Origin of the sequence: Belliella alkalica, from assembly GCF_022549785.1 — a bacterium.
Classification (GTDB): Bacteria; Bacteroidota; Bacteroidia; order Cytophagales; family Cyclobacteriaceae; genus Belliella; species Belliella alkalica.
The window spans coordinates 187,462-210,188 of sequence record NZ_JAKZGO010000006.1; the positions used below are offsets into that span (position 1 = coordinate 187,462).

21 protein-coding genes are annotated in these 22,727 nt (G+C 37.5%); 13 read left to right on the plus strand and 8 right to left on the minus strand.

Annotation, left to right across the window (positions count from 1 at the left end; translation table 11 throughout):
* Positions 1 to 144 precede the first annotated feature (144 nt).
* From MM213_RS09455 to MM213_RS09465, 3 genes are all read left to right on the plus strand, one after another.
* Entirely contained in the window at positions 145 to 936 is a 792-nt protein-coding gene (locus MM213_RS09455; RefSeq protein ID WP_241411679.1) for a DUF3108 domain-containing protein, read from the plus strand.
* Between the two features lie 149 nt (positions 937 to 1,085).
* Entirely contained in the window at positions 1,086 to 1,775 is a 690-nt protein-coding gene (locus tag MM213_RS09460; RefSeq protein ID WP_241411681.1) for a response regulator transcription factor, read from the plus strand.
* Positions 1,776 to 1,784: 9 nt separating this feature from the next.
* Positions 1,785 to 2,843 carry a sensor histidine kinase gene (locus MM213_RS09465; protein WP_241411683.1) on the plus strand — a complete coding sequence of 353 codons (1,059 nt, stop codon included), beginning with the start codon at positions 1,785 to 1,787 and terminating at the stop codon, positions 2,841 to 2,843.
* A gap of 58 nt (positions 2,844 to 2,901) precedes the next feature.
* On the opposite strand, the gene MM213_RS09470 is transcribed toward MM213_RS09465, so the two are convergent.
* A complete protein-coding gene (locus MM213_RS09470) occupies positions 2,902 to 3,285 on the minus strand; it encodes a DUF3037 domain-containing protein (RefSeq protein ID WP_241411684.1) in 384 nt (127 codons plus the stop codon).
* Complete coding sequence (locus tag MM213_RS09475) at positions 3,275 to 4,066, minus strand: HipA family kinase (RefSeq protein WP_241411686.1); 792 nt, start codon at positions 4,064 to 4,066, stop codon at positions 3,275 to 3,277. Before MM213_RS09475 ends, MM213_RS09470 begins: the two co-directional genes overlap by 11 nt.
* A gap of 376 nt (positions 4,067 to 4,442) precedes the next feature.
* Between MM213_RS09475 and MM213_RS09480 the strand changes: the two genes are divergently transcribed.
* The 5 genes from MM213_RS09480 to tsf all read left to right on the plus strand — a co-directional run bounded on the left by MM213_RS09480 (position 4,443) and on the right by tsf (position 8,099).
* On the plus strand, positions 4,443 to 5,153 hold the full coding sequence (locus tag MM213_RS09480) for an RluA family pseudouridine synthase (RefSeq protein WP_241411687.1): 711 nt from the start codon (positions 4,443 to 4,445) through the stop codon (positions 5,151 to 5,153).
* Between the two features lie 251 nt (positions 5,154 to 5,404).
* The gene (gene rplM / locus MM213_RS09485; RefSeq protein ID WP_241411689.1) at positions 5,405 to 5,848 is read left to right on the plus strand and encodes a 50S ribosomal protein L13; all 444 of its coding nucleotides are present in this window, start codon (positions 5,405 to 5,407) and stop codon (positions 5,846 to 5,848) included.
* Positions 5,849 to 5,860: 12 nt separating this feature from the next.
* Positions 5,861 to 6,247 (plus strand): 30S ribosomal protein S9, encoded by a 387-nt coding sequence (gene rpsI / locus MM213_RS09490; protein WP_241411691.1) that lies wholly within the window; start codon positions 5,861 to 5,863, stop codon positions 6,245 to 6,247.
* Positions 6,248 to 6,292: 45 nt separating this feature from the next.
* A complete protein-coding gene (gene rpsB, locus MM213_RS09495) occupies positions 6,293 to 7,054 on the plus strand; it encodes a 30S ribosomal protein S2 (RefSeq protein ID WP_241276303.1) in 762 nt (253 codons plus the stop codon).
* A 214-nt stretch (positions 7,055 to 7,268) separates the two neighbouring features.
* Complete coding sequence (gene tsf, locus MM213_RS09500) at positions 7,269 to 8,099, plus strand: translation elongation factor Ts (protein WP_241411692.1); 831 nt, start codon at positions 7,269 to 7,271, stop codon at positions 8,097 to 8,099.
* A 172-nt stretch (positions 8,100 to 8,271) separates the two neighbouring features.
* Here the strand turns inward: tsf and MM213_RS09505 are convergent, their stop codons facing one another.
* The 3 genes from MM213_RS09505 to MM213_RS09515 all read right to left on the minus strand — a co-directional run bounded on the left by MM213_RS09505 (position 8,272) and on the right by MM213_RS09515 (position 11,141).
* Positions 8,272 to 8,481 carry a hypothetical protein gene (locus MM213_RS09505; RefSeq protein WP_241411693.1) on the minus strand — a complete coding sequence of 70 codons (210 nt, stop codon included), beginning with the start codon at positions 8,479 to 8,481 and terminating at the stop codon, positions 8,272 to 8,274.
* On the minus strand, positions 8,478 to 9,128 hold the full coding sequence (locus tag MM213_RS09510) for a hypothetical protein (RefSeq protein ID WP_241411695.1): 651 nt from the start codon (positions 9,126 to 9,128) through the stop codon (positions 8,478 to 8,480). The genes MM213_RS09505 and MM213_RS09510 overlap by 4 nt, the downstream gene beginning before the upstream one ends.
* A gap of 720 nt (positions 9,129 to 9,848) precedes the next feature.
* Positions 9,849 to 11,141 carry an aminopeptidase P family protein gene (locus MM213_RS09515; RefSeq protein WP_241411697.1) on the minus strand — a complete coding sequence of 431 codons (1,293 nt, stop codon included), beginning with the start codon at positions 11,139 to 11,141 and terminating at the stop codon, positions 9,849 to 9,851.
* Positions 11,142 to 11,501: 360 nt separating this feature from the next.
* On the opposite strand from MM213_RS09515, the gene MM213_RS09520 reads away from it, so the two are divergent.
* The 4 genes from MM213_RS09520 to MM213_RS09535 are packed head-to-tail and all read left to right on the plus strand — an operon-like array spanning position 11,502 to position 16,001.
* Entirely contained in the window at positions 11,502 to 12,731 is a 1,230-nt protein-coding gene (locus MM213_RS09520) for a M16 family metallopeptidase (RefSeq protein ID WP_241411699.1), read from the plus strand.
* A 1-nt stretch (position 12,732) separates the two neighbouring features.
* On the plus strand, positions 12,733 to 13,377 hold the full coding sequence (locus MM213_RS09525) for an O-methyltransferase (protein WP_241411701.1): 645 nt from the start codon (positions 12,733 to 12,735) through the stop codon (positions 13,375 to 13,377).
* Entirely contained in the window at positions 13,374 to 14,984 is a 1,611-nt protein-coding gene (locus tag MM213_RS09530) for a LysM peptidoglycan-binding domain-containing protein (RefSeq protein ID WP_241411703.1), read from the plus strand. The genes MM213_RS09525 and MM213_RS09530 overlap by 4 nt, the downstream gene beginning before the upstream one ends.
* 27 nt (positions 14,985 to 15,011) lie before the next feature.
* Complete coding sequence (locus tag MM213_RS09535; RefSeq protein ID WP_241411705.1) at positions 15,012 to 16,001, plus strand: DUF3078 domain-containing protein; 990 nt, start codon at positions 15,012 to 15,014, stop codon at positions 15,999 to 16,001.
* Here MM213_RS09535 and MM213_RS09540 read toward each other — a convergent pair.
* The 3 genes from MM213_RS09540 to MM213_RS09550 form a co-directional block, all read right to left on the minus strand.
* Complete coding sequence (locus MM213_RS09540) at positions 15,998 to 16,444, minus strand: DUF8439 domain-containing protein (protein ID WP_241411707.1); 447 nt, start codon at positions 16,442 to 16,444, stop codon at positions 15,998 to 16,000. The two genes, MM213_RS09535 and MM213_RS09540, sit on opposite strands and share 4 nt — an antisense overlap.
* A gap of 128 nt (positions 16,445 to 16,572) precedes the next feature.
* Positions 16,573 to 17,718, minus strand: coding sequence for a DNA polymerase III subunit gamma/tau (locus MM213_RS09545; protein ID WP_241411709.1), 1,146 nt, complete (start codon positions 17,716 to 17,718; stop codon positions 16,573 to 16,575).
* A gap of 255 nt (positions 17,719 to 17,973) precedes the next feature.
* Entirely contained in the window at positions 17,974 to 18,744 is a 771-nt protein-coding gene (locus MM213_RS09550; RefSeq protein WP_241411711.1) for a DUF481 domain-containing protein, read from the minus strand.
* Positions 18,745 to 19,143: 399 nt separating this feature from the next.
* On the opposite strand from MM213_RS09550, the gene MM213_RS09555 reads away from it, so the two are divergent.
* On the plus strand, positions 19,144 to 22,629 hold the full coding sequence (locus MM213_RS09555; RefSeq protein ID WP_241411713.1) for a polysaccharide lyase family 8 super-sandwich domain-containing protein: 3,486 nt from the start codon (positions 19,144 to 19,146) through the stop codon (positions 22,627 to 22,629).
* The last annotated feature ends 98 nt before the right edge of the window (positions 22,630 to 22,727 follow it).

The window sequence follows — 22,727 nt, forward strand, 5'->3', positions numbered from 1 at the left end:
TGATTGATACTTGGAGAATCAAATATCTAAACACTCAAGCGTTGTAATCGTATGAAATGATTGTGTACAAAAATCTACATATTTTATTCATTCCGTAAATATTGGAATAAGATTTGAAAAGATGTACTTAGAAACCTTAAGTTAATGAAAAAACAGCTATTAAAGTCAGTAATTGTCGCAATTTTTTGCTTTGCATCTATCCATACTGGATATTCGCAACAAAAGAACAGTGCTTTCAAAAGTGGTGAAGAACTGACATTTAAGGTGACATATGGTTTTTTTGATGCAGCTGAAGCAAAAATGAAAATCAACCCCTATGTCACTAAAATAAATGAAAGACCTGTTTACAAGATAGATGTAACAGGTTCCACCTTGGGGTTGTTTAAACTTTTTAAGGTAAATGACACATGGGGGAGTTATTTAGACACTGCCAAGATAATCCCACTCCAATCATATAGATTTATAGAAGAAGGAAATTACAGGAAAAATGAACGTGTAATTTTTGATCATAAAAAGGGAAAAGCATTGGTTCACTTGTATGACAGAGAAGATACTAAGATTTTAGACACTAAAGATTACAGTATTCCACAGAATGTTCAGGATATAGTCAGTGGATTTTATCTTTTGAGGACCATGGATTTGAAAAAATACCGAAAAGGAGATGTGATTTCTATCTCAGGTTTTTTCGATAAAGAAATATATAACCTAAAATTAATATATGAAGGAAAAGAAAAGATCTCAACTGAAGTTGGGGAACACGAAACCTTCAAACTCACACCAATAATGCCCTCAAATAAACTTTTTAGGGGTAAACGTCCTGTCACTGTATGGGTATCTGACGATCAGAACAAAATACCACTTAAAATCAAAGCTAAATTGATGGTTGGGGCACTGAATATGGACATAGTAAAAGCGGAGGGATTACGTAATAATTAATTTACCTTATGTTAACTTAAACTTAACAAACAGGTGGTTAAAAAAAACTTTGTGTTGTTTTTTGGTTTAGTAAAATGTGAAAAGCGAATTTATCTTATGTCTTTTTATAAATTCGTATCGAAAATAGATTAATAAACCTGCCGCTACCCATGAGTGAAAAACAGAAAGTACGTATTCTTGTAGTAGATGACGAGCCAGACATCATTGAAATCCTTTCTTACAACCTCCAAAAAGAAGGCTATGAAGTAGCTACAGCCGAAGACGGAGTAAAAGGTGTCAAAATAGCATCTAAATTCCAGCCGGATGTTATTCTACTCGATATCATGATGCCTCACCAAGACGGCGTAGAGACATGTAGGCAAATCAGGGAAATCCCTGAATTGAAAAACACATTTATCATTTTCTTGACTGCAAGGTCTGAAGAATATTCTGAAGTCGCAGCTTTTGATGTAGGTGCCGATGATTATATCACCAAACCTATCAAGCCACGAGCTTTGATGAGTAGGATTGCAGCCCTTTTCAGAAGAGAATCCAAAAAAGAACAAGAGCTTACGCAAATAAAAATCAAGGATCTTACAATAGATCGAACAAGTTACACTATAGATAAAAGTGGTAAAACGATTATTCTTCCCAAAAAAGAATTTGAACTGTTGTATTTCCTTGCAAAAAACCCTAATATGGTATTTAGTAGAGATGAACTCTTACAAAATATCTGGGGAGTGGATGTCTTTGTTCTTGCTAGGACAGTCGATGTGCATATCAGAAAAGTAAGAGAAAAAATTGGTGACGACTATATCACTACTGTCAAAGGAGTTGGATACAAATTCGAACTGAATTAATATTACTGCATGCTAACCACATCAAGGGGGATTTCAATAATTTTGGCTATTGCCATTTCGGCCTTGACTGTGGCTTTTTTATTTTTGATGGATGATGCTACCCCTACCCTTTTATTGGTGGCGGGCGGCATTTCATTTTCAGTCTCTTATATTTTGATGAATGTTACTTTGGAGTTTCTGATATTCAAGGAAATCAGCAACATCTATGCGATGCTTGAGAAAATCCAAAAAAAGGACGTTCTGAATATCTCTGAAAAATCACATAAAACATCCATCTCACCACTTCGAAAAATCAACAAAACGATCAATTCTTATGCACTTGCCAAAAACAAGGAAATAGAAACTTTGCAAAAAAATGCGGAATTTAGAAGGGAGTTTATTGCAGATATTTCGCATGAGTTGAAAACACCGATTTTTGCGGCTCAAGGGTTTGTGCATACATTGTTAGATGGGGCAGTAGATGATGAAGAAGTCAGATATAAATTTCTCAAAAGAGCAGCAAAAAGTCTGAACTCCCTAGACAAGCTTGTTCAAGACCTTCTCACGCTCAACCAAATGGAAAGTGGTGTTATCAAATTCCATTTTGAAAAGTTTGATCTGAAAGATGTACTGCTAGAGGTGATCGACGAGTTGGAACAAAAAGCAGAAAAAAGAGACGTATTGATCAGATTCTATTATGACAAGGAAAAAACATTTTTTACTACTGCCGATAGAGATAAAATATTTCGTGTAAGCCAAAATCTTATTTCCAATGCTATCAAGTACAACCACGATGGTGGAGAGGTAGAAGTCAGACTTACCTCTAATAAAAACCAACAGGTAGTAGAAGTCAAAGACAATGGAAAAGGCATTCCACCTGAAGACTTGAAGCGGATCTTTGAAAGATTCTATAGAGTAGAAAAAAGCAGGTCACGGGAAAAAGGCGGGACAGGACTAGGGCTGGCAATCGTCAAACATATACTTGAAGCACATAAAAGCAAGATATCTGTGAGCAGCACTGTAGGCAAAGGTTCTATTTTCAGCTTTTCGTTACCAGCAGAAAAGGAGAAGAAAAAAGAAGAAGAATAAATTCTGTCTTTAAAACGCTGTATCTTATTTAATGGAATTTCCTCACGAAGAAAGTCAATTAAGACACAAACAAACAGAATAACTCTTCCAAAGTCGCCTCCAAATCTTCGGAAAAACCCCCATGAGGAGAGGAAGTCTGTATCATTGAGCTTCTGTTGGCAGTAAGCCACCTAAATCTAGATGTGGCGTCTTGCAAAGCAATCGGACTTCCATTGTCATTCCCAATACAGATTTGATTCAATGACTCTAAATATTTGTCAAAAAGGGCTATATCAGCGTCAGGGTCTAGTGCTTTCACTTTGTTGACATCCATAAAAATCTTGGCTTTCAAAAACCCCTCCTTTTTGCAGGACACCAATACTCCCACATTGATAAATTCCTCCCGTTCTACCCTTGGCACAATTCTCAGGACGGCATATTCATATAAGTATTTACCTTGCATCTTCTGCTTCCTTTATAAATGTCCCAGAAAACTCCAATCGCCTTAACAAAAACTGTTCATAAATAGCTTTTCCATCATCAGCATCTTCTACATCCCTAGAAGCCAAAATCCATTCAGCAGGTATTAAATCTACAATAGCCCTAATGGAATCTCGTGTCAGGATTTTCTTAAATTCAGCATCCACTTCGTGTAGCATTTTCGCTTGCGGCAACAAAACATGTGTTTTGATAGAAGAAAATGGGCTTTCTGCGTGTTTTTGCCAGTTGTCCCAAGAATGGTGGAACAAAAAAGAAGCTCCATGATCAATCAACCACAGTTCTCTGTTCCAAATTAACATATTCGTATTTCTGAAGGTACGATCCACATTTGTAATATAAGCATCCAGCCAAACAATCTTAGATGCCAATAGCGAATCAACCTGCGTAGCACCTGGATCAAAAGTCAAAGCCTTAGATAAAAAGTGCAGTGCCAGATTCAATCCTTGACTTCCCTTGAGCAAGTCTTGGATTTCCTCATCCCCCTCCGATCTTCCAAAAGCTTCATCCAGATTGGCAAAGACTAATTCAGGTACTTTGAATCCTAACAACCTCGCAATCTCTCCTCCAAGCAACTCAGCGATCAATGCTTTTTCACGTTGTCCCGCTCCCCGAAACTTCAATACATAGCTAAACCCATCATCCGCATCTGCCAATGCAGGCAAAGAACCACCTTCCCGCAATGGCATGACATAGCGCATGACATTGACGGTGCGAAGTGTTTTATTGATTGTATCCTTATTCATTTTTGTAATATTCTAATCTCAAAGGTAAAACAAAAGAGGAAATGTCAAGGATAAAGAAAAAATGAAATTTTCGAATTAAAAGTCTCATCGGCACGGACGGCATATTAACCGTAGGCTTTAGCCTACAGAAAAAAACAACAATCTCCCCCAAAAGTCTCGTAGGGATGGCCGACATTTGACAAATCCATAAGATCGGTCATACCTACAGCACTCAACTTCTAAGCTACCATCTTTTACAATGGGTTTAAACCCATGGTCAATATATCGGTCACTCCTACGGAGTTTATTTAAGCTCCTCCAAAATATTCTTCTATAAAAATTTCATCTACTTAATTAATTTCCATACTTTTGCGGCCTTATTGGGAAAAGAAGCTGCATGAAGAAAATTGATTTTAAGGATCTTATTCTGTTTGAAAATGAGGATTACCTCGTGATCAATAAGCTTCCATATTTATCGACATTGGATGACCGACATGAGGCCCAGAACATTCTGGACTTGGCCAAAGGATACACCCCTGATGCCCAGGTGTGTCATCGTCTGGACAAGGAGACTTCGGGTTGCTTAGCTATCGCCAAGCATCCTGCAGCCTACCGAAATATCGCCATCCAGTTTGAAGACAGGAAAGTTGATAAAATCTACCATGCAGTAGTAGAAGGAATCCATGAATACAAAGATGTATTGGTGGATAAGAATCTACTCGCCAATAATAAAGGGATCGCCAAAGTCAGCAAAGACGGTAAGCCGGCACAAACTTATGTCAACACCGCAAAGACCTACTACAAGCATTCTTTAATAGAATGCAGGCCGGTCACAGGAAGACTTCATCAGATCAGGGTTCACTTGGCTTATTTGAAGTCTCCAATCTGCGGGGATGAAACTTACGGTGGAAAGCCACTTTACCTTTCTGAACTAAAAAGACGATTCAACCTCAAAAAAAACACAGAAGAACTACCTATCATGCAGCGAGTTTCGTTACATGCTTATGCTTTAAACTTCATTGGTACAAAAGGAGAAAAAATAGAAGTAATCGCTCCATATCCAAAGGATTTTGATGTGCTTATCAAGCAATTGGAAAAAAACAGATGATTATCAATCATTAACTTCTAGATAAAGATAAGAAAGTGTCAAAAAATCCAATTGTAACTAGGGATTTTAAGGTGTAGATTCAAAATGTTTTAGATAGGAAACACGAGAGTTTAAAAAAAAACAGAAGTAATCCCATGAAAATGTGGGTAATAATATTTTTTCTTTTGCATTAAAAAGAAAAAACTTCTATCTTTGTGTCCCTTTTTGAGGGTGAAATATATTTAACAAGCTAATAATTAAACATTTACACAGTGGATACATTAAGCTATAAAACCGTATCAGCGAATGCCGCAACTGTAGAAAAGAACTGGATCGTAGTGGATGCCCAGTCTGCAGTATTAGGTAGATTCGCAAGTGAGGTAGCGAAAATCTTGAGAGGTAAGCATAAGCCTTCTTATACCCCTCACGTAGACTGCGGAGACAACGTAATTGTCATCAACGCAGACAAGGTTAGATTAACTGGTAAAAAGTGGAACGATAAGGTATATGTTCGTCACACTGGATACCCTGGAGGTCAGCGTATCTCTACGCCAAAGTTGTTGATGCAGAAGTCTGCACCAATCTTGGTAGAGAAAGCAGTAAGAGGTATGCTTCCTAAAAACAGACTTGGAAGACAGTTGTACAGAAACTTATTCGTGTATGAAGGACCAGAACATCCTCATGCTGCACAACAACCAAAAGAACACAAATTCTAATCAAAGCAGTCTATGGAAATTATCAACACAATCGGTAGAAGAAAAACGTCTGTTGCTAGAATCTACATGCAAGCAGGAAAAGGAGAGATCTCTGTTAACAACAGGACGATCGAAACTTACTTCCCGTTTGATTTGCATCAGATCGTAGTAAAGCAGCCTCTTGCCCTAGTAGGTGAAGATGGAGCATATGACATCAAAATCAATGTTGACGGTGGTGGAATCAAAGGTCAAGCAGAAGCTGCGAGAATGGCAATCGCCAGAGCACTATGCGAGATCAACGAAGAGCACAGAGGCGCATTGAAAAAAGAAGGTTTCTTGACACGTGATTCCAGAATGGTAGAACGTAAGAAGCCGGGACGTAGAAAAGCAAGAAGAAAATTCCAGTTCTCGAAACGTTAATCGGAAGATTCTTTACATTTTATATCGAAACTATATTATTTATTAATGGCACAAATAGAATATAAAGACTTACTGGATGCTGGTGTTCATTTTGGACACTTAACTAGAAAGTGGGATCCGAGAATGGCTCCGTATATCTTCATGGAGAAGAACGGTATCCATATCATCGACCTTAACAAAACGCTTGTTTGCCTAGACGAAGCATCCAACGCAATCAAGCAGATCGTACGCTCAGGCAAAAAAGTAATGTTCGTTGCTACTAAAAAGCAAGCGAAAGACTTAGTAGCTGATGAGGCTAGAAGACTAAACATGCCTTACGTAACCGAAAGATGGTTAGGTGGTATGTTGACTAACTTCGCGACAATCAGAAAATCCTTGAAGAAGATGTCTTCCATCGACAAGTTGATGAAAGAAGAGGCTTACAAGAATCTGGCGAAGAAAGAACGTCTGATGATCACAAGACAAAGAGAAAAATTGGAAAGTGTATTGGGCGGTATCGCTGACCTTACAAGACTTCCAGCTGCTTTGTTCATTGTGGACATCAAAAGAGAGCACATCGCTATAGCCGAAGCACAGAAGCTTGGTATCCCTGTTTTCGCATTGGTAGATACGAACTCTAACCCGAACGAGGTAGATTTCCCTATCCCATCCAATGATGATGCATTCAAATCAATCTCTTTGCTCGTAAAAGCGTTTGGCGCAGCTATCGAAGAAGGACTTTCTGAAAGAAAGAAAGATAAGGAAGATGCTAAACTCACTGAAGAGGAGGAAGCAAAAAAAGCTGTGGACGCTGAGACTAAAGAGTAATCCACTACTTTGAAATATAACTTAAAAAATTGAACATCAGGTTTACCCCTATGTTCAATTTTTTGTTTTTGCCTAACCTTTGAAGTTTTTACCTCCAATAAATTAGGCCAAAAACAAACAAACATAAAACCTCGAAGGTTTCTGACCAAAGCGTCAAAACCATTCTTGTTTTCCTGAAATAGAATAAAGTTTAATCTAATAAATTGACTAAAAAATGGCTATTACTGCACAAGAAGTAAATAAATTGAGACAAATGACCGGAGCTGGTATGATGGACTGTAAAAAAGCCCTTACCGAAGCTGAAGGAGATTTCGAAAAAGCTATTGACATCCTTAGAAAAAAAGGTCAAAAAGTATCTGCTTCAAGAGCTGACAGAGAAACCAAAGAAGGTACTATCGTAACGCATGTAAGTGCTGACGGTGCTACAGGAACTTTGCTTTCTTTGACTTGTGAGACTGACTTCGTGGCTAAAAACGAAGAGTTTGTTGCTTTCGCTAACACACTTCTAGACCTTGCTACTTCAAACAATGCTACTTCAGTAGAGCAAATCTTGGCATTGCCATATGAGAACATCACTACTGCAGAAAAAATCATTGAAATGACTGGTAAGATTGGTGAGAAAATCGAAATCTCTCATTATGAAATCGTCACTGGTGAAGCTGTAGTTCCTTATATACACTCTAATGGTAAACTAGGTGTATTGGTATCTTTAACAAGCACTAGCGGTGCGGACGTTGAAGAAGCAGGTAAAGATGTAGCAATGCAGATTGCTGCTATGAACCCTGTAGCAGTTGACAAAGACGGTGTAGATGCTACTACTGTAGAAAGAGAAATCGAAGTTGGTAAAGACCAAGCAAGACAAGAAGGTAAACCTGAAGAAATGCTTGAAAAAATCGCTTTGGGTAAATTGAACAAGTTCTACAAAGAAAATACTTTGTTGAGCCAGCAATTCGTAAAAGATAGCAGCCAAACTATCGCTCAGTACCTTGATAGCGTAAGCAAAGGAATGACTGTAGCTGCATTCAAGAGAGTGTCTATTGGTTAATTATATTTTAGATTTAAGATCTTAGATTTAAAATTTAGAAATACTAAAAAAGCTGACTTCGTGAGGAGTCGGCTTTTTTTAACCTTTGAGGTTTTTAAAACCTCGAAGGTTTTAAATAATTATTTTTTTTACAGATCACTCGAAAGTTTTAAGAGTTTTTTTTCTTAATCCTCTACCATTCCTGCATGCGAAGCCTAATTGCCTCTGATAATGTAGGTGTCTGTATAGAAAAGTACTTCTCTTTAAAGTCAGCCACCATATCAGAGAGTAAGTTCAATTCTATATAATTTTTGGAATCTGTGTTTTCTATATTAACAGGATTAGAAAGCAATTCTTCAATCCTTACTATAAGAGCATTATACTCTTTTTCAGACTTAATCATAATTTAAAACCAAACCTATAATTTACATTCAAATAGTAAGGCCAATAGCCTTCAAATGAAGACATGCTTACTCCCAATGTATTTCTTCGGTTGATATTTTTTCCTGACCAGTCAAACGTCACTTGTGTCACATATCCCAACCTAGCATGTCGCTCCACTATCCAACGACTAGCATACTCTCCTTCATAATTCAAAACCCAGCCGCCATGAATTCCATCGCCTCCATATTGGAAGGATGGACCAAAGCCAATGCCAAGTCTAAAATCATTCTTGGTCTTGATAATATCATATTGGAATCTTACATCTGTAAATAGACTGGCTACAAATGTTTCCATATTTTCTCCATTCATCATAGGTTTCCAATACCTTCCACTTAAGTCAAAATCTTCAACTGATGCCATAAAAGTAAAAGATGGATTGATTGAAAACCTAGGTGTGGCATAATAACTCAATTCATTCATCAAGTTTATCGTCCACAAACCAGCATTCCCTTCAATCCCAGGCCCTGCCCCTATTCTATAAATCAGTTCCTTTTCTCTGCTTTCTTGAGCAATAGCACTGTAAATGGAGATTGACAAAAATGCAATTAGAAATACTAAATGCTTCATCCCTATTAGTTCTGAAATGATTGATAGATACTTTTTCATAAGTAGGAATTTATTAGTTTATAAAATGTTCTCACAAGAATATTGATTCAAAACATTAGTTCAAAATATTTTTTAGTAAAGCACATCTTTAAATTATTTAATTTAAAAAAATAAATAGGTTAAAAACATGAATCACAGGTTTCAAACCATATAAAACATATGAATTTTTGAAGGTCACAAAGCGTGAAAAAATAATTTCCCAAAAATTAACCATAAAGAACCCCAAGATTTCACTTTACACTTTATTCATTGTTTTCCTTTAGTTTTCAATCCTCTTAAATGCCTCATAGCCCAAGTAAAGAGACCTTGCAGCAATTCTGCGGGACCGGCTCCTCCCGAATGCTTTCGGGATCGAGGCGACTTTGTCTCGTCTTCCCGATTTTCACCGGGACAGGCTTTGCTTCTTTTGTCATGTCCTGAAAATAGTTGACACTTTTCTTAAACTTAACTCCTCGTTTTAAAGGCAAGTCATTTCTACTAAAGGGAGAAATCTCATCCTGAATTTCACACCCCAACTTCAACTTTAACTTTCTAGTTTCAAAAAGGGACGAGACCTCTCCCCATAATGCTTTCGGGATCGAGGTGACATAGTCGTTGAAAGCACACTTATATCTTGTGTCTATCTCGTCCTTCTTGAATCTTTTACATTATGTCGCGGATCTCCCAAAACTTCGCTGCTTCCCCACCTTTAGGAGCCTTCTTTTCTTAATCCTTCTAAATTCACCCTTTCATCATCAGTTCCTCAATCTCCTCCGCTTCTATTGGGATATTGCGCATCAGGTCAAGGTAGCCATTTTCTTGGATGACGATATTATTTTCCAATCTAATCCCCAAACCTTCCTCTTGAATATAAATCCCTGGCTCTACGGTGAAAACCATCCCCGGTGTTATCGCTTCATACATAGTCCCAACATCATGAACATCCAAACCTAAATGGTGAGAAGTGCCATGCATAAAGTATTTTTTGTATGCTGGCCATTTTAGGTCTTGATTTTTGATATCTGTTTGGTCTATGAGCCCCAAGCTCACCAATTCCGACTGCATAATCAAGCCCACTTCTTTGTGGTATTCTTGAATATTCACTCCAGGTCTCAAGATATCCATTGCTGCCCTTTGTACACGTAGGACAGCGTCGTAAACGGATTTTTGTCTTTTGGTGAATTTACCATTGACAGGGATTGTTCGGGACATGTCTGCATTATAGTTGCCATATTCCGCCCCTACATCAAACAGTATTAAGTCACCATCTTTGCAGATTTCTTTATTTTCGATGTAGTGCAACACACAAGCATTTGCACCAGAAGCGATAATAGGTTCGTAAGCAAATCCTTTACTCCTATTTCTGATAAATTCATGGATATATTCAGCTTCTATCTCATATTCAGTTACTCCAGGTTTTACAAAAGAAAGGATTCTTCTAAATCCCTTTTCAGTAATATCACATGCAATCTGTAGCTGATCAATTTCTTCCTGTTCCTTTACAGCTCTCAGCTGATGCATCAAAGGAGCCACTCTGCGATAAGTATGAAGCGGATATCTCTCTTTGCAACTATTGATAAATCGAGCATCCCTGCTTTGTACTTGTACATCTGCTCGAAGGTGTTCGTTAGTATTCAAGTATACATTTTCGCTCAAAGCCATCAAGCTGTTGAAAACACTGTCAAAATTTGTCACCCATTGGACATTTTTAATCCCTGAAGCCTCAAAAGCCTCTTCTTTGGTATATTTATGACCTTCCCAAATTGCGATATGCTCGTTAGTCTCTCTTACAAACAAGATTTCTCTCATGTCTGGATTTGGGAAATCTGGACAAATCACCAATATAGATTCTTCTTGGTCAATTCCACTCAAGTAAAAAATATCATTATTCTGCCTAAACCGCATCGTTCCATCAGCATTCGTTGGCATGATATCATTGGAATGAAACACTGCGACAGATTTCGTTGGTAATTTCTCTGCCAGTTTTTTACGATTCTTGATGTAAAATTCTTTTGAAAGCGGGTTATATTTCATTTTAATCGATTTTTTTAGATTTTTTTTGTGAAATAAAACAATCTACAAGAGTTTATTGACGAGTCTATTTTCTCCTAATAAGATTGAATTCTATTAGTCTGTGAAGACTTAAACCAAGGGTTAGAAAAAACAATTTATATAAGTGTTTTTAATAGTCCTCCATAGAATTACAAATATACTTTTACTATTTCTTCTATCCTTCCCTATCGGAGATTTTTACAAGAGTTCAAAACGGAGATTTATCAAAATTTTCACTTCTTTCATTACTATTTTTTGAAAACCAATCAAGTAAACCTTTCTTTAACTCCAACAACTCAAAAACTATTATAATTTTGTACATTAATTGCGAAAACATTACTGATGCAATACAACCTCAAAGAATTACCAAACGGAATCAGAATCATCCATATGGAAGTACCACACACAAGGATGGTTCATTCAGGTTTCATATTGAATATTGGCAGCCGAGATGAATCCAAAGAACAGGAAGGTCTTGTGCACTTTTGGGAACACATGGCTTTCAAAGGAACCAAAAAACGAAAAGCGTTTCATATAATCAATCGCCTAGAGTCTCTTGGAGGTGAGCTCAATGCTTATACGACAAAGGAAAAGGTCTGTTTTTATGCCACTATATTAAAAGAACATTTCAACAAAGCAGCTGAATTGCTCTGTGATATTACATTCAACAGTACTTTTCCCGAAAAGCAAATCGAAAAAGAGAGGCAAGTCATTTTAGAAGAAATGGCGATGTACAGAGATTCTCCCGAAGATGCCATTCAGGATGAATTTGACGAGTTGGTGTTTGAAGGACATGCTTTGGGCAGAAATATTCTTGGGACAGAGGAAACAGTAGGGAAATTTAGCCAACAGGATTTTTTTGATTTTATCTCTAGCCGAATGGATACCACAAACATCGTTTTTTCGGTAGTGGGAAATATCACTTTCAAGAAAGTTCTAAACCAGGTCGAAGGATATCTGTCTTCTATCCCTGCCAAGAGGAGTCTTTACATCAGAAGTAGTTATAACCAATACATCCCAAAATCCAAGGTAGTAGAAAAAGACATCACTCAGGCACACTGTGCAATTGGCAAACCGGCCTACTCCATCTATGATCAGAAAAGGTTTAAGCTTTATCTTTTGAACAATATCTTAGGTGGGCCAAGTATGAATTCCAGGCTTAATCTTTCATTACGTGAAAAGCATGGATATGTGTATGCAGTCGAATCAGCATATCAAACATATTCTGACACAGGTTTTTTGGGGATTTTTTTCGGTACTGAGGAAAACACTGTTAATCGTGCCAAGAAATTGGTTTTGAAAGAAATGGAAAAATTGCGGACGCAAAAACTCGGTATCATGCAACTTCACATGGCAAAAGAGCAGGCAATAGGTCAAATGGCTATGGCGGAAGAAAATTATGCTGCTTTGATGTTGGTTTTTGGTAAAAATCTCTTGGACAAAGGCAAAGTTGATTCTTTGGACAGTATCTTTGATACCATAAGAGAAACCACAGCTGAAGACCTATTAGAAATAGCAAATGAAGTATTTGCACTAGATCAATTAAGTTTTCTTACCTATTTACCTAGATAAAATGGAATTTATAGCACCTGAGCTATTGGCATATTGTGAAAACCATACTTCGGATGAAGATGAATTACTCTTGCATATCACTCGGGAAACACACACCAAAGTGATGATGCCACGGATGCTTTCAGGGCATTTGCAGGGAAAAACCCTGGAACTGATTACCAAACTTTTGAGGCCAAAAGTGATATTAGAGATCGGCACATATACCGGTTACTCAGGTATTTGCATGGCTAGAGGTTTGGGAAAAGATGGAAAATTGATCACTTTGGATATCAATGACGAAATTGCACCTATGGTTAGGGGATTTTTTGAAAAATCAGGACTTGCTGATCAGATTGATTACCAATTGGGTAATGCCTTAGATCTTATCCCAAATTTAGAGGGGAATTTTGACATGGTTTTTATTGATGCTGATAAGGCAAACTATATCAATTATTACAACCTAATCATTGACAGAATGAATCCAGGAGGGATTATATTGGCTGACAATGTCCTTTGGTCTGGGAAAATACTGGTGGAAGAAGGAAAAAAGGTGGACAAAGACACGAAAATATTATTGGAATACAATAAAATGGTGCAAGATGATCCGAGAGTAGAGAATGTACTACTTCCTATTCGTGACGGAATCATGTTAGCGAGAAAATTATGAAGCAAAATAAACTAAATTATATTTTCAGAAACCTGCTTACTATCTTTTTGTTGCTGGCTTTCAGTAAGGCAATGGCACAAACACCACAAGTGCCAAAGGAGATAAGGTTTGCCGATCTTACGCTGCGACTCAATGAGCAAGTGAGAAGAGAAATACAATTGGACGTGGATGCCCTTTACAGAAACCCTACTTATTTCAAAACGAAATTGGAAAGGGTGAATCTTTATATGCCAATTGTCGAGCGTGAATTGCAGAATGGAGGTGTTCCTACAGACTTGAAATATTTGGTAATCCAAGAGAGTAGTTTGATAGCTGATGCAGTTTCGACTTCAAACGCTGTAGGATTTTGGCAATTCAAAAAAGGAACAGCAGAGGAAGTTTTTCTCCGTGTCGATAGTCAGATCGATGAAAGAAAAAATATCGTATCCTCTACACAAGGGGCAGCTAGATATCTAAAGAAAAACAATGCCCAATTCAATAACTGGATGTGTGGACTAGTTGCATATCAGATGGGTTTAGGTGGTGCGAAATCATACTTTGGTACGCAATACAATAATAAAAAAGTAGTAGAGCTTGACAGAAATACACATTGGTATTTCAAAAAATTCCTTGCACACAAAATTGCCTTTGAAGGAAACAATGTACAATTGGTGTCAAATACAGGCTATCTGGAGGAAATCAGCATTCAAGGGCCTACTACTCTAAAAGCTGTAGCTTCTCGATTGAATGTAACAGAAGCTCACCTTAAAGAATATAACAAATGGACTAGCAATGGGAATATCCCTGGAGATAGACCTTATTCAATTATTTATCTGAAAAGCGGATTAGCTCCGACTCCTGCAATTACTCAAACAGCTTCAACTGAAAATGTAACTGAGATCAACTATCAAGATACTAGATATAGTCAGTCTTTAAGACAAGTAAACACCTATCCAAAAGTCTCAGGCAATACTTCTAAAGCAACGCAACCAAATCAGATATTGGTCAATGATATCGAGGCTGTACAAGCTGCCATCAGTACTACCCAAGATGAGTTTACTGATCAAATAGGTATTAGAAAAGCAAAATTTCGCCGAATCAATGATTTAAGTAAAAAAGAACCAATAAAAGCTGGAGAATATTATTACACAGCTCCAAAAAACACCAAAGCAGAGACGGAAGTCCATATCGTAAAGAAAGGTGAAACATTGTGGTCTATTTCCCAAAAATACGGAATAAAACTATCCTCACTTAAGGCCAAGAACAGAATCAGAGTTGACAACCACTTGGTTCCGGGTATGGTTTTGAACCTTCAAGAACATAGAAAAAGAGGAGAGGATATTAAGATCCTTCCTCTAAACCAACAAAATCTAACGACCAAACCCGCCACTGTACAACAATCAAGTCCAACAAACAGTACCCAAGCACAGACAGCTCCAACACCTGTGAGCCAAGAAGTAAAGCAAAGCGCTGACACCTCAAGAATTGTACATACAGTGATCAAGGGAGAAAATCTGTTTAGGATTAGTCAAAAATATGGTGTGAGAGTAGATGAAATCAAAAAATGGAATAACCTTAATGGTGATAATATTCAGCTCGGACAAAAACTGACGATTTATAAACCATAAATCACAAAAGTCAAATATATTTGAATCATGATCAAAAAGCTGTTTTTACTTTTATTTACTTTGTTCGCTTTTTCCCTACAAAGTCAGGCTCAAGATGACTTACAACTTGCTGATACTCTTATCATCAATGGTGAAACGATCATTATGTTGGGCGACTCTGTAATCATATTAAGACCTGAGCAACCTAAATATTGGAAGAAAGGCGGGAATTTCAACCTGAGCATACAGCAAGTGAGCTTGACCAATTGGTCTGCAGGTGGAGCAAGCAACTTGGCCTTAAATACTGGTGTGAATCTTTTTGCGAATTTTCAAAAGGACAAAAAAATATGGGATAGCAACCTGACAGTCAACTTTGGTTTCAACAGACAAAGCGATAGGATGTTTGCTACCCGAAAAACAAATGACAACTTTATTTTCATTAGTAAATACGGGCGAGAACTTACACCCAAATGGTATCTATCGACACAAATCGATGCTAGAACACAGCTACTTTCTGGATATCGATATTTTAGACCCAGTGGTGCTGAAAGAGATGCTAGAACGAAAATATCTGATTTATTGGCTCCTGCATATATTCAATCCTCCACAGGTTTGAATTACAAGAGAGAAATGAAAAACAAGGATAGAATCTCCATTATTGGCTCACCATTTACTGGTAGATTTACAATTGTAATGGATGACTCTCTAAGCCGAGCAGGGGCATTTGGGATAATACCAGGAGAAGTGGTACGTGCTGAAGCAGGGATGTCTCTGACTTCATCCACAGACATACAAATATTGGAAAATATAAGGTGGAAAATGGATCTAAACCTATTTTCGAATTATGAAAAGTTAGGAAATCTGGTCGTAAACATGAATTCTGTCATCAGTATGAAGGTGAATCGATTCATCACTACAAGAATCGAAACCGTGTTGATATATGACGAAAGGGTATTGATTACAAGGTCTGATGATACACAGGGGCCTGCCATTCAAGTTCAAAACTTGATCAACTTTGGGATTGGATTGGATTTTTAGAAGTCTGTCTCTAGGCCAAATTTACGCTGTAGCTCTCTCAAAGCCCCATGTTTCTCCAAAAGATAATTCAACTTATCTGAAGATGTGTAAAGTCTCTTGCCTTCAGGGACTGCATCTTCTTGGATTTGTGCAGAAATGGTCACATTATAATTATTCAGCCTTCTCCTGATTATATTCATCACAACAGGTCTATTTTTTGCGAAAATATCTTCCTGAATCTCACCATTTAGGAAAAATGTGATATGCTCTCCTTCAAGCTTGTAAGGTTGCTTTAGAACAGTCACTTCAAGATTTTTGTGGTCTTTCCTATATTCTTCAACCATATCATGCAGCACATTCTTGAGCTTGTTTTCATCAAATACTTCTGCTAACTGATTGACTTCTGCTTTGATATCAGGCTCCTCTACTTTTGATTCAAGAGATACAGGCTTTTGTGCTGCCATTTTTTTGGCATCCTGAATCGAAGATGGTATTGCTATGGTTTTTTGAACAGGCGATTTTTTCCCACCAAAAGGATTTGCTGCTTCTTTGAATAAACTTGGTGCTGAAGCTGTAGATTCAGACTGTACTGCTAGGCTTTTTTTTTTGCATCCTCTTGTGCCAATACCGCAAGGGAGATTGCTTGATTCAACTTTGCAAGTTTCATCAAAGCCAATTCCACATGCAATCTTTGGTTTTTGCTAGACTTGTAGTGAATATCGCATTGATTGCAAATATTCATAGCAGATAGCAAAAAAGATAGCGAAGCCTCTTTTGATTGTTTCAAATAGCGCGCTTTAGCACCCTCAGAAACTTCGATCAGCTCTACTGTAGCTTCATCTTTGCAAACCAAAAGATCACGAAGGTGCTCATTGAGTCCTACGATGAAGTTATGTCCATCAAATCCTTTTTTCAGAATTTCATCAAAAATCAATAAGGTTTGTCCTATGCTTTCGGCGATAAGGGCATCCACCACCTTGAAATAATAATCATAATCAAGAATGTGAAGATTAGAAATTGTCTCTTGATAAGTCAGCTTATTCCCTGCCGAATAGGTGACGATCAAATCAAAAATCGACAAAGCATCACGCAATGCCCCATCCGCTTTGGTCGCAATCAATCTTAAGGCTTCGTCTTCGTATTCAATTTTTTCTTCCGAAGAAATATAGGTTAAATGTTCTGCAATGTCCTTGATTTGGATTCTGTTGAAATCAAAAATCTGACAACGTGAGAGAATCGTAGGTATTATTTTATGTTTTTCGGTAGTCGCCAAGATAAAAATAGCATACTTGGGAGGCTCTTCCAAAGTCTTCAAAAAAGCATTGAAGGCTTGATTCGAAAGCATGTGAACTTCATCAATGATATACACTTTGTATTGCCCTTGCTGAGGTGCATAGCGGACTTGCTCTACTAGATTTCGGATATCATCAACAGAGTTATTTGAAGCGGCATCTAGTTCGTGTACATTGAAGGATGCATTGTTATTGAAAGCTTTACACGAATCACATTCATTGCAAGCTTCAAAATCTGCAGTTAAATTTTCGCAATTGATGGTTTTCGCCAAAATCCTCGCACACGTAGTCTTGCCAACCCCTCTTGGACCACAAAATAGAAATGCCTGCGCCAAATGATTGTTTTTGATCGCATTTTTCAAAGTAGTCGTAATATGGCTTTGCCCTACTACACTTTTGAAATTGGAAGGTCTATACTTTCTAGCTGAAACAACAAAATTTTCCATCCCTGCAAGATATAAAATTATTGGAAACTAGCCTTTGGTGGAAGCATATTTCAATTATAAATTTTAAGCAAATCTCTGATTATGTGTAGAATTAAATTTTATGAATATCCGCAATGTTGCACGTTAGGTAATAAGTAGCTTTGCAAATTGCGGATACTCGTCAGCAGACAACAGTTCACAGAACCACACTAATCGTTCATCCGACAATCTATTGTTTGGCTAAGTGCAAGAAAGCGGATAGTCATATTAAATTTTTTAAAAATTTATTGAGAGACCCGTTTTGAAAGCATAGATCACATTTGTAATAGGCACTACTGGCTTGTCCTCATAAGAAATCTCAAAAGTGTTGGTGATCGAAAACTTTTCATTCAGCCTTGTATTGAGAATAGTCGAATTGCTGATTCTGTTTCTAAAGCCAGAAATACTTCTATCATAACCTACTTGATAGTAATTGACCATGTTGAAATCTACATAATCATTGATAGTAGCTCTAAAAGTAACGTAATTAGAACTTTTGAAAAGACTCAATTCAACAAAATCATCGGAATTTGGAACCTGCCATTTTTCAAACTCATACATCCCCCCTATTCCAAATAGCAAAGTGATTTTATCAGTTTTCACAAAAGTATGCCTTACAGATCCACCAGCAATCCATCTAGGATCGAGTCCACGGAAATTATCAAAGGAATATTGAACGAATGTTTCATAATTGGCTGCATTTTCCCTCAAAAAATTCACCCTTCCGTGCATCATCCCAAAATTTAAAAAATCAGAATCATTGATCCTCAAATAATCGAACTTAGATATAAACATAAACCCATGTTTGCCCGGATAGTATAATGCATTAACATCTAGATTGTATCCAAAAAGATTTACAGGATCATCGGCTGCAGCACTTCTGTTATACACATTCAGACCAGCTACGGCTTTGAACATAAATACCTTTGAAGTGTCCTTTTCGATCCTTGATCTTTCAATATTCAATATTTGGGCTTCTGTCGCTAGTGGCAGTAATAGAATTGCCAAAAAGATAAATTTTCTCAAAACTTGTTTTGTTTTCTTGATATGCAAAGGTTTCAATTTTAGAATGGCTATGCAAGAAAAAGTGAATTGGATTTTGGTATTTCCAATTGACTTGACATACTTTACCAAATCAAAAATTTGAATAAAGTAGATTTGGTGGACTAAATTGAGTTTCTCTATTTATTAACTGGGATTTAAGACCTTGTTTCTTCCAAAATCATACAACCTACTTCCATTTTTATACATATTTTTCTCTAGAATCAACTTAGAATAGTCCTTCTATCGAGTTTTTTGGAGTTGAATAATATTGGAACATTCATAACAAATAATATACAATAGAAAGGAAGTACAAATTGTAAATTGAAGTCTAAAAATTGACTTTAACACAAAACCCAACCTATAATGAATAAAAAGCTATACTTCTTTGTAGTATTTTGGATCGGTATCCAACTAAATATATTTGGGTTACCCAATGATGATTTTCAAACAATCATGGGTAGGATATTTGATGACTATCAAAATACTCCATCTACTTCCAACTTAGATGCAAATGTGGCCAATCTACTCAGTAGCCTTCAACCAAACGGTTCATGGCCTGATATATCTTATTCAGACCAATCACAGACCAACTGGTCACCTGACAACCATATCAAGCGGATCGGCATCTTAACCAAAGCTTACACTAGAAACTCCAGCAAGTATTTTGAAGACAGTAACCTGCATTCAAAAATTGTGTCTTCAATGGAATATTGGACGAATTTAAATCCTGAACCTACTTCTACTAATTGGTGGTATAGAAGCATCAGTGTTCCGCTTGAGGTAGGAAGGATTCTAATCAGCATGAGGCAAAGTAGCAATGGAATAAGCAACCAACTGGAAACTGCAATGATGTCGTGGATGCTCAAAAGTGTACCTATCACCACTACTCCGGGAAAAGATGGCTCAAACCTTACTGATATTTGCCAGCATTTCATTATGCGTGCTTGCTTACTAGAAGATGCGGATTTGTTGAATCATGCTGTCACTCAATCTGCCAACTCAATATTTGTTACGACTGGCGAAGGTATCCAAAGCGACCATTCCTACAGAGCCCATGGCCCACAACTCTACATCTATGGGTATGGAAGAGAATATTTGTCTGGAATAAGGAATATCGCAGTGAATACTACAGGGACGCAATATGCCATTCCAGCAGAGAAAGTTGCAATCATTTCAGATTTTACACGAAAAGGCTTCATCAAAACCTCGCGAGGTGCTTATGCTGATTACAATGCATTCGGTCGAGGAATCAGTAGAGTAAATGCCACCAGGTCAGATGTCGGACTGATTGAGCAAGTAAGAAATTTTGATCTGGAAATACACCAAGATGAATATGATATTGCTATACATGCCATGAAAGGACAACTACCATTGGATATCGCCATCGAGCCAAGCAATATACATTACTGGAGATCTGACTACACTGTACATCATAGGTCTAAGTATATGTTTTCGGTAAATTCTGTCTCCACTAGAACAGTCAAAACTGAAATGGGAAACGGGGAAAATATCAAGGGACATTACCTGACCGAGGGTTCAAACTTCATAGCTGTAGATGGTGATGAATATTTCAATATATTTCCGGTTTGGGATTGGAATAAAATCCCTGGAACGACAATTCCCGAAAACACTAATTATCCATCTAGGCCTGCTTGGGGAAACAATCCCGGTAAAACCACTTTTGTGGGCGGCGTTTCCGATGGATTATTTGGTGTCAGTACTTTTAGGCTAGATGATTATCAGACCAAAGCAAAAAAATCATGGTTCTTTTTCGATGATGAAGTAGTGGCTTTGGGCGCAGGAATAGCATCCAATGCCAGCCAAAACTTGAATACAAGTATCAACCAATCATTGTTGAAAGGATCGGTTACCATTTCACAAAATCAGCAGGAACAAGAATTGTCAAATGGTTCCCACCATTTTTCTTCAGGGATAGATTGGATATGGCATGGAAAAATAGGATATATTTTTCCAGAAACATCAAACATCAAAATCGCAAACCAAACACAAACTGGTTCATGGAGTAGTATCAACCAAACACAATCATCTGAATCAATCTCAGCAGAGGTTTTCAAGCTATGGATAGATCATGGAATCAATCCCAGTCAAAGTAACTATGCTTATATAGTGGTACCAGGGCTGGACACACCTAGTCAGGTTGCCAATTATGACCATCAAAACCTCCAAATTTTATCCAACACTGATTCTATCCAAGCAGTTTACCATCAGGGATTGGATATCATTCAAGTGGTATTTCATCATGCTGGAGAATTGGAGTTTGGTGACTTTGTAATTAAATCCAACCATCCCTGCATCCTTCTAATAAAATCACCAAACACCTCTTCTGCACAAATAGTGGCAGCTGACCCTACTCAGTTATTACAAAGCAACTTGAGAATTGGCCTCAAATTCCCGAACAATGAAACTTTCAAAATGGCTGAAATAACATTGCCATCTGGGGATTTGGCAGGTAGCAGTATAGAAACTGAAATTAATCTGGATTCTCCTGACTATGAAGAAGTAGCTGAACCTGTCAATCTAATTGCCATTGAAGATGCTTTTGTCAGAGATGGAAGCTACGCATCCACAAACTATCCCACAGGCAATCTAGTTGTGAAAAACGACGGTGTAGGCTGGGCTAGGGAAGCATTTATAAAACTTGACCTAAGTCCCCTTCCATCACTTTTGGACTCAGTAATGCTACAAATTCGTGTGAATAATGCCAACACAACAGTAGATCAAACAACTTGGAAGTTTCATCTTGTAGAAGATAATAATTGGTCAGAAACCAGTCTGACATGGAGCAACAAACCTTCTAGCAGCTCTGTGATCGCCGAAACCCAAGGTGTACCAGCAGGCTCTTTCGTGAAATTCCCTATCCCAATTGATATTATTGAAGCTTTGGACTCAGACAAAAAACTAAGTATTAGAATTACCTCGACTACTTTTGGAAGCACTACAGATGCACAATTTTCTTCGAGAGAGCACCAGACAATTGAATATAGACCAGTGATTATGGCCTACCCAAAAGTAATCCCAGAAGAGAATTTGATAGGAATCCTACCTATAGACGATACTTTTATCCAAGATTTGGATGCCAATGGTGACGCAAAAGACAAAAACTACGGTAGTGCTGGTTTTTTGGCCAGCCAAGTAGGTGGATACCAAAGAGAAGCTTATCTCAAATTTGACCTTGGGGAATTGGAGAGCAATCCCATATTTGGTCAATTGAAACTTTATAGCTTATCCTCAGCTGCGAACACCAATTGGGAATTGTATTTATTGAATGACAACAACTGGGAGGAAGGAAATGGCAACTGGGCAGGAAACGGTTCTTCTGGATTAACTTGGAATAATGCTCCCAAAGAAGGCGAATTGATAATGTCTCAACCTGGAACAAACGAAGCAGGATATGTAACTTTTGATTTGACGGAAATATTGAAAAATGCTGACCAACCGCAAGTTTACAGTTTCAGAATAAAATCAACTCAATCAAACGTATATACATCGTTTGCCTCAAAAGAAAGTGTAAACGAATCACAAAAACCCAAGTTTGAATACCTTCTTGATGATGTCGAAACTGAACATGTTCCCGAAGTCATTATAAATGCACCATCCGTATTACTGTATCCTAACCCAACATCAAATATGGGAACGGTCCAATGTGACAAAATAATAAGAGGGGCTATAATAAAAGACAGGCTAGGGAATACTATTTTGGAAGAATATGGTATTAATAGAAATTCTTTTGAAGTGGACCTAAATGGTCAAAAAAATGGAATGTATTACTTGACCATCTTTGGTGATGATTTCCAAATCACCAAAAAAGCTATCAAGAGAGGTCGATAAACTGGTTTGCTAAAGTCTTTTCAATAATGATTCCTAAGTATTCCCTTCAAAAAAAATTCTCTATTGGCACATGCCAATAGAGAATATTCAATATTACC

Bases quoted from the DNA above. Each gene is read 5' to 3' on its own strand.
- MM213_RS09540 (WP_241411707.1), bottom strand. From the start codon at position 16,444: ATGGCAGCACAAAAGCCTGTATCTCTTGAATCAAAAGTAGAGGAGCCT.
- MM213_RS09480 (WP_241411687.1), top strand. From the start codon at position 4,443: ATGAAGAAAATTGATTTTAAGGATCTTATTCTGTTTGAAAATGAGGAT.
- MM213_RS09470 (WP_241411684.1), bottom strand. From the start codon at position 3,285: ATGCAAGGTAAATACTTATATGAATATGCCGTCCTGAGAATTGTGCCA.
- MM213_RS09530 (WP_241411703.1), top strand. From the start codon at position 13,374: ATGAAGCAAAATAAACTAAATTATATTTTCAGAAACCTGCTTACTATC.
- MM213_RS09515 (WP_241411697.1), bottom strand. From the start codon at position 11,141: ATGAAATATAACCCGCTTTCAAAAGAATTTTACATCAAGAATCGTAAA.
- MM213_RS09510 (WP_241411695.1), bottom strand. From the start codon at position 9,128: ATGAAAAAGTATCTATCAATCATTTCAGAACTAATAGGGATGAAGCAT.
- MM213_RS09525 (WP_241411701.1), top strand. From the start codon at position 12,733: ATGGAATTTATAGCACCTGAGCTATTGGCATATTGTGAAAACCATACT.
- MM213_RS09555 (WP_241411713.1), top strand. From the start codon at position 19,144: ATGAATAAAAAGCTATACTTCTTTGTAGTATTTTGGATCGGTATCCAA.
- MM213_RS09475 (WP_241411686.1), bottom strand. From the start codon at position 4,066: ATGAATAAGGATACAATCAATAAAACACTTCGCACCGTCAATGTCATG.
- MM213_RS09460 (WP_241411681.1), top strand. From the start codon at position 1,086: ATGAGTGAAAAACAGAAAGTACGTATTCTTGTAGTAGATGACGAGCCA.
- MM213_RS09545 (WP_241411709.1), bottom strand. From the start codon at position 17,718: ATGGAAAATTTTGTTGTTTCAGCTAGAAAGTATAGACCTTCCAATTTC.
- MM213_RS09465 (WP_241411683.1), top strand. From the start codon at position 1,785: ATGCTAACCACATCAAGGGGGATTTCAATAATTTTGGCTATTGCCATT.
- rpsI (WP_241411691.1), top strand. From the start codon at position 5,861: ATGGAAATTATCAACACAATCGGTAGAAGAAAAACGTCTGTTGCTAGA.
- MM213_RS09455 (WP_241411679.1), top strand. From the start codon at position 145: ATGAAAAAACAGCTATTAAAGTCAGTAATTGTCGCAATTTTTTGCTTT.
- MM213_RS09535 (WP_241411705.1), top strand. From the start codon at position 15,012: ATGATCAAAAAGCTGTTTTTACTTTTATTTACTTTGTTCGCTTTTTCC.
- MM213_RS09520 (WP_241411699.1), top strand. From the start codon at position 11,502: ATGCAATACAACCTCAAAGAATTACCAAACGGAATCAGAATCATCCAT.
- tsf (WP_241411692.1), top strand. From the start codon at position 7,269: ATGGCTATTACTGCACAAGAAGTAAATAAATTGAGACAAATGACCGGA.
- MM213_RS09505 (WP_241411693.1), bottom strand. From the start codon at position 8,481: ATGATTAAGTCTGAAAAAGAGTATAATGCTCTTATAGTAAGGATTGAA.
- rpsB (WP_241276303.1), top strand. From the start codon at position 6,293: ATGGCACAAATAGAATATAAAGACTTACTGGATGCTGGTGTTCATTTT.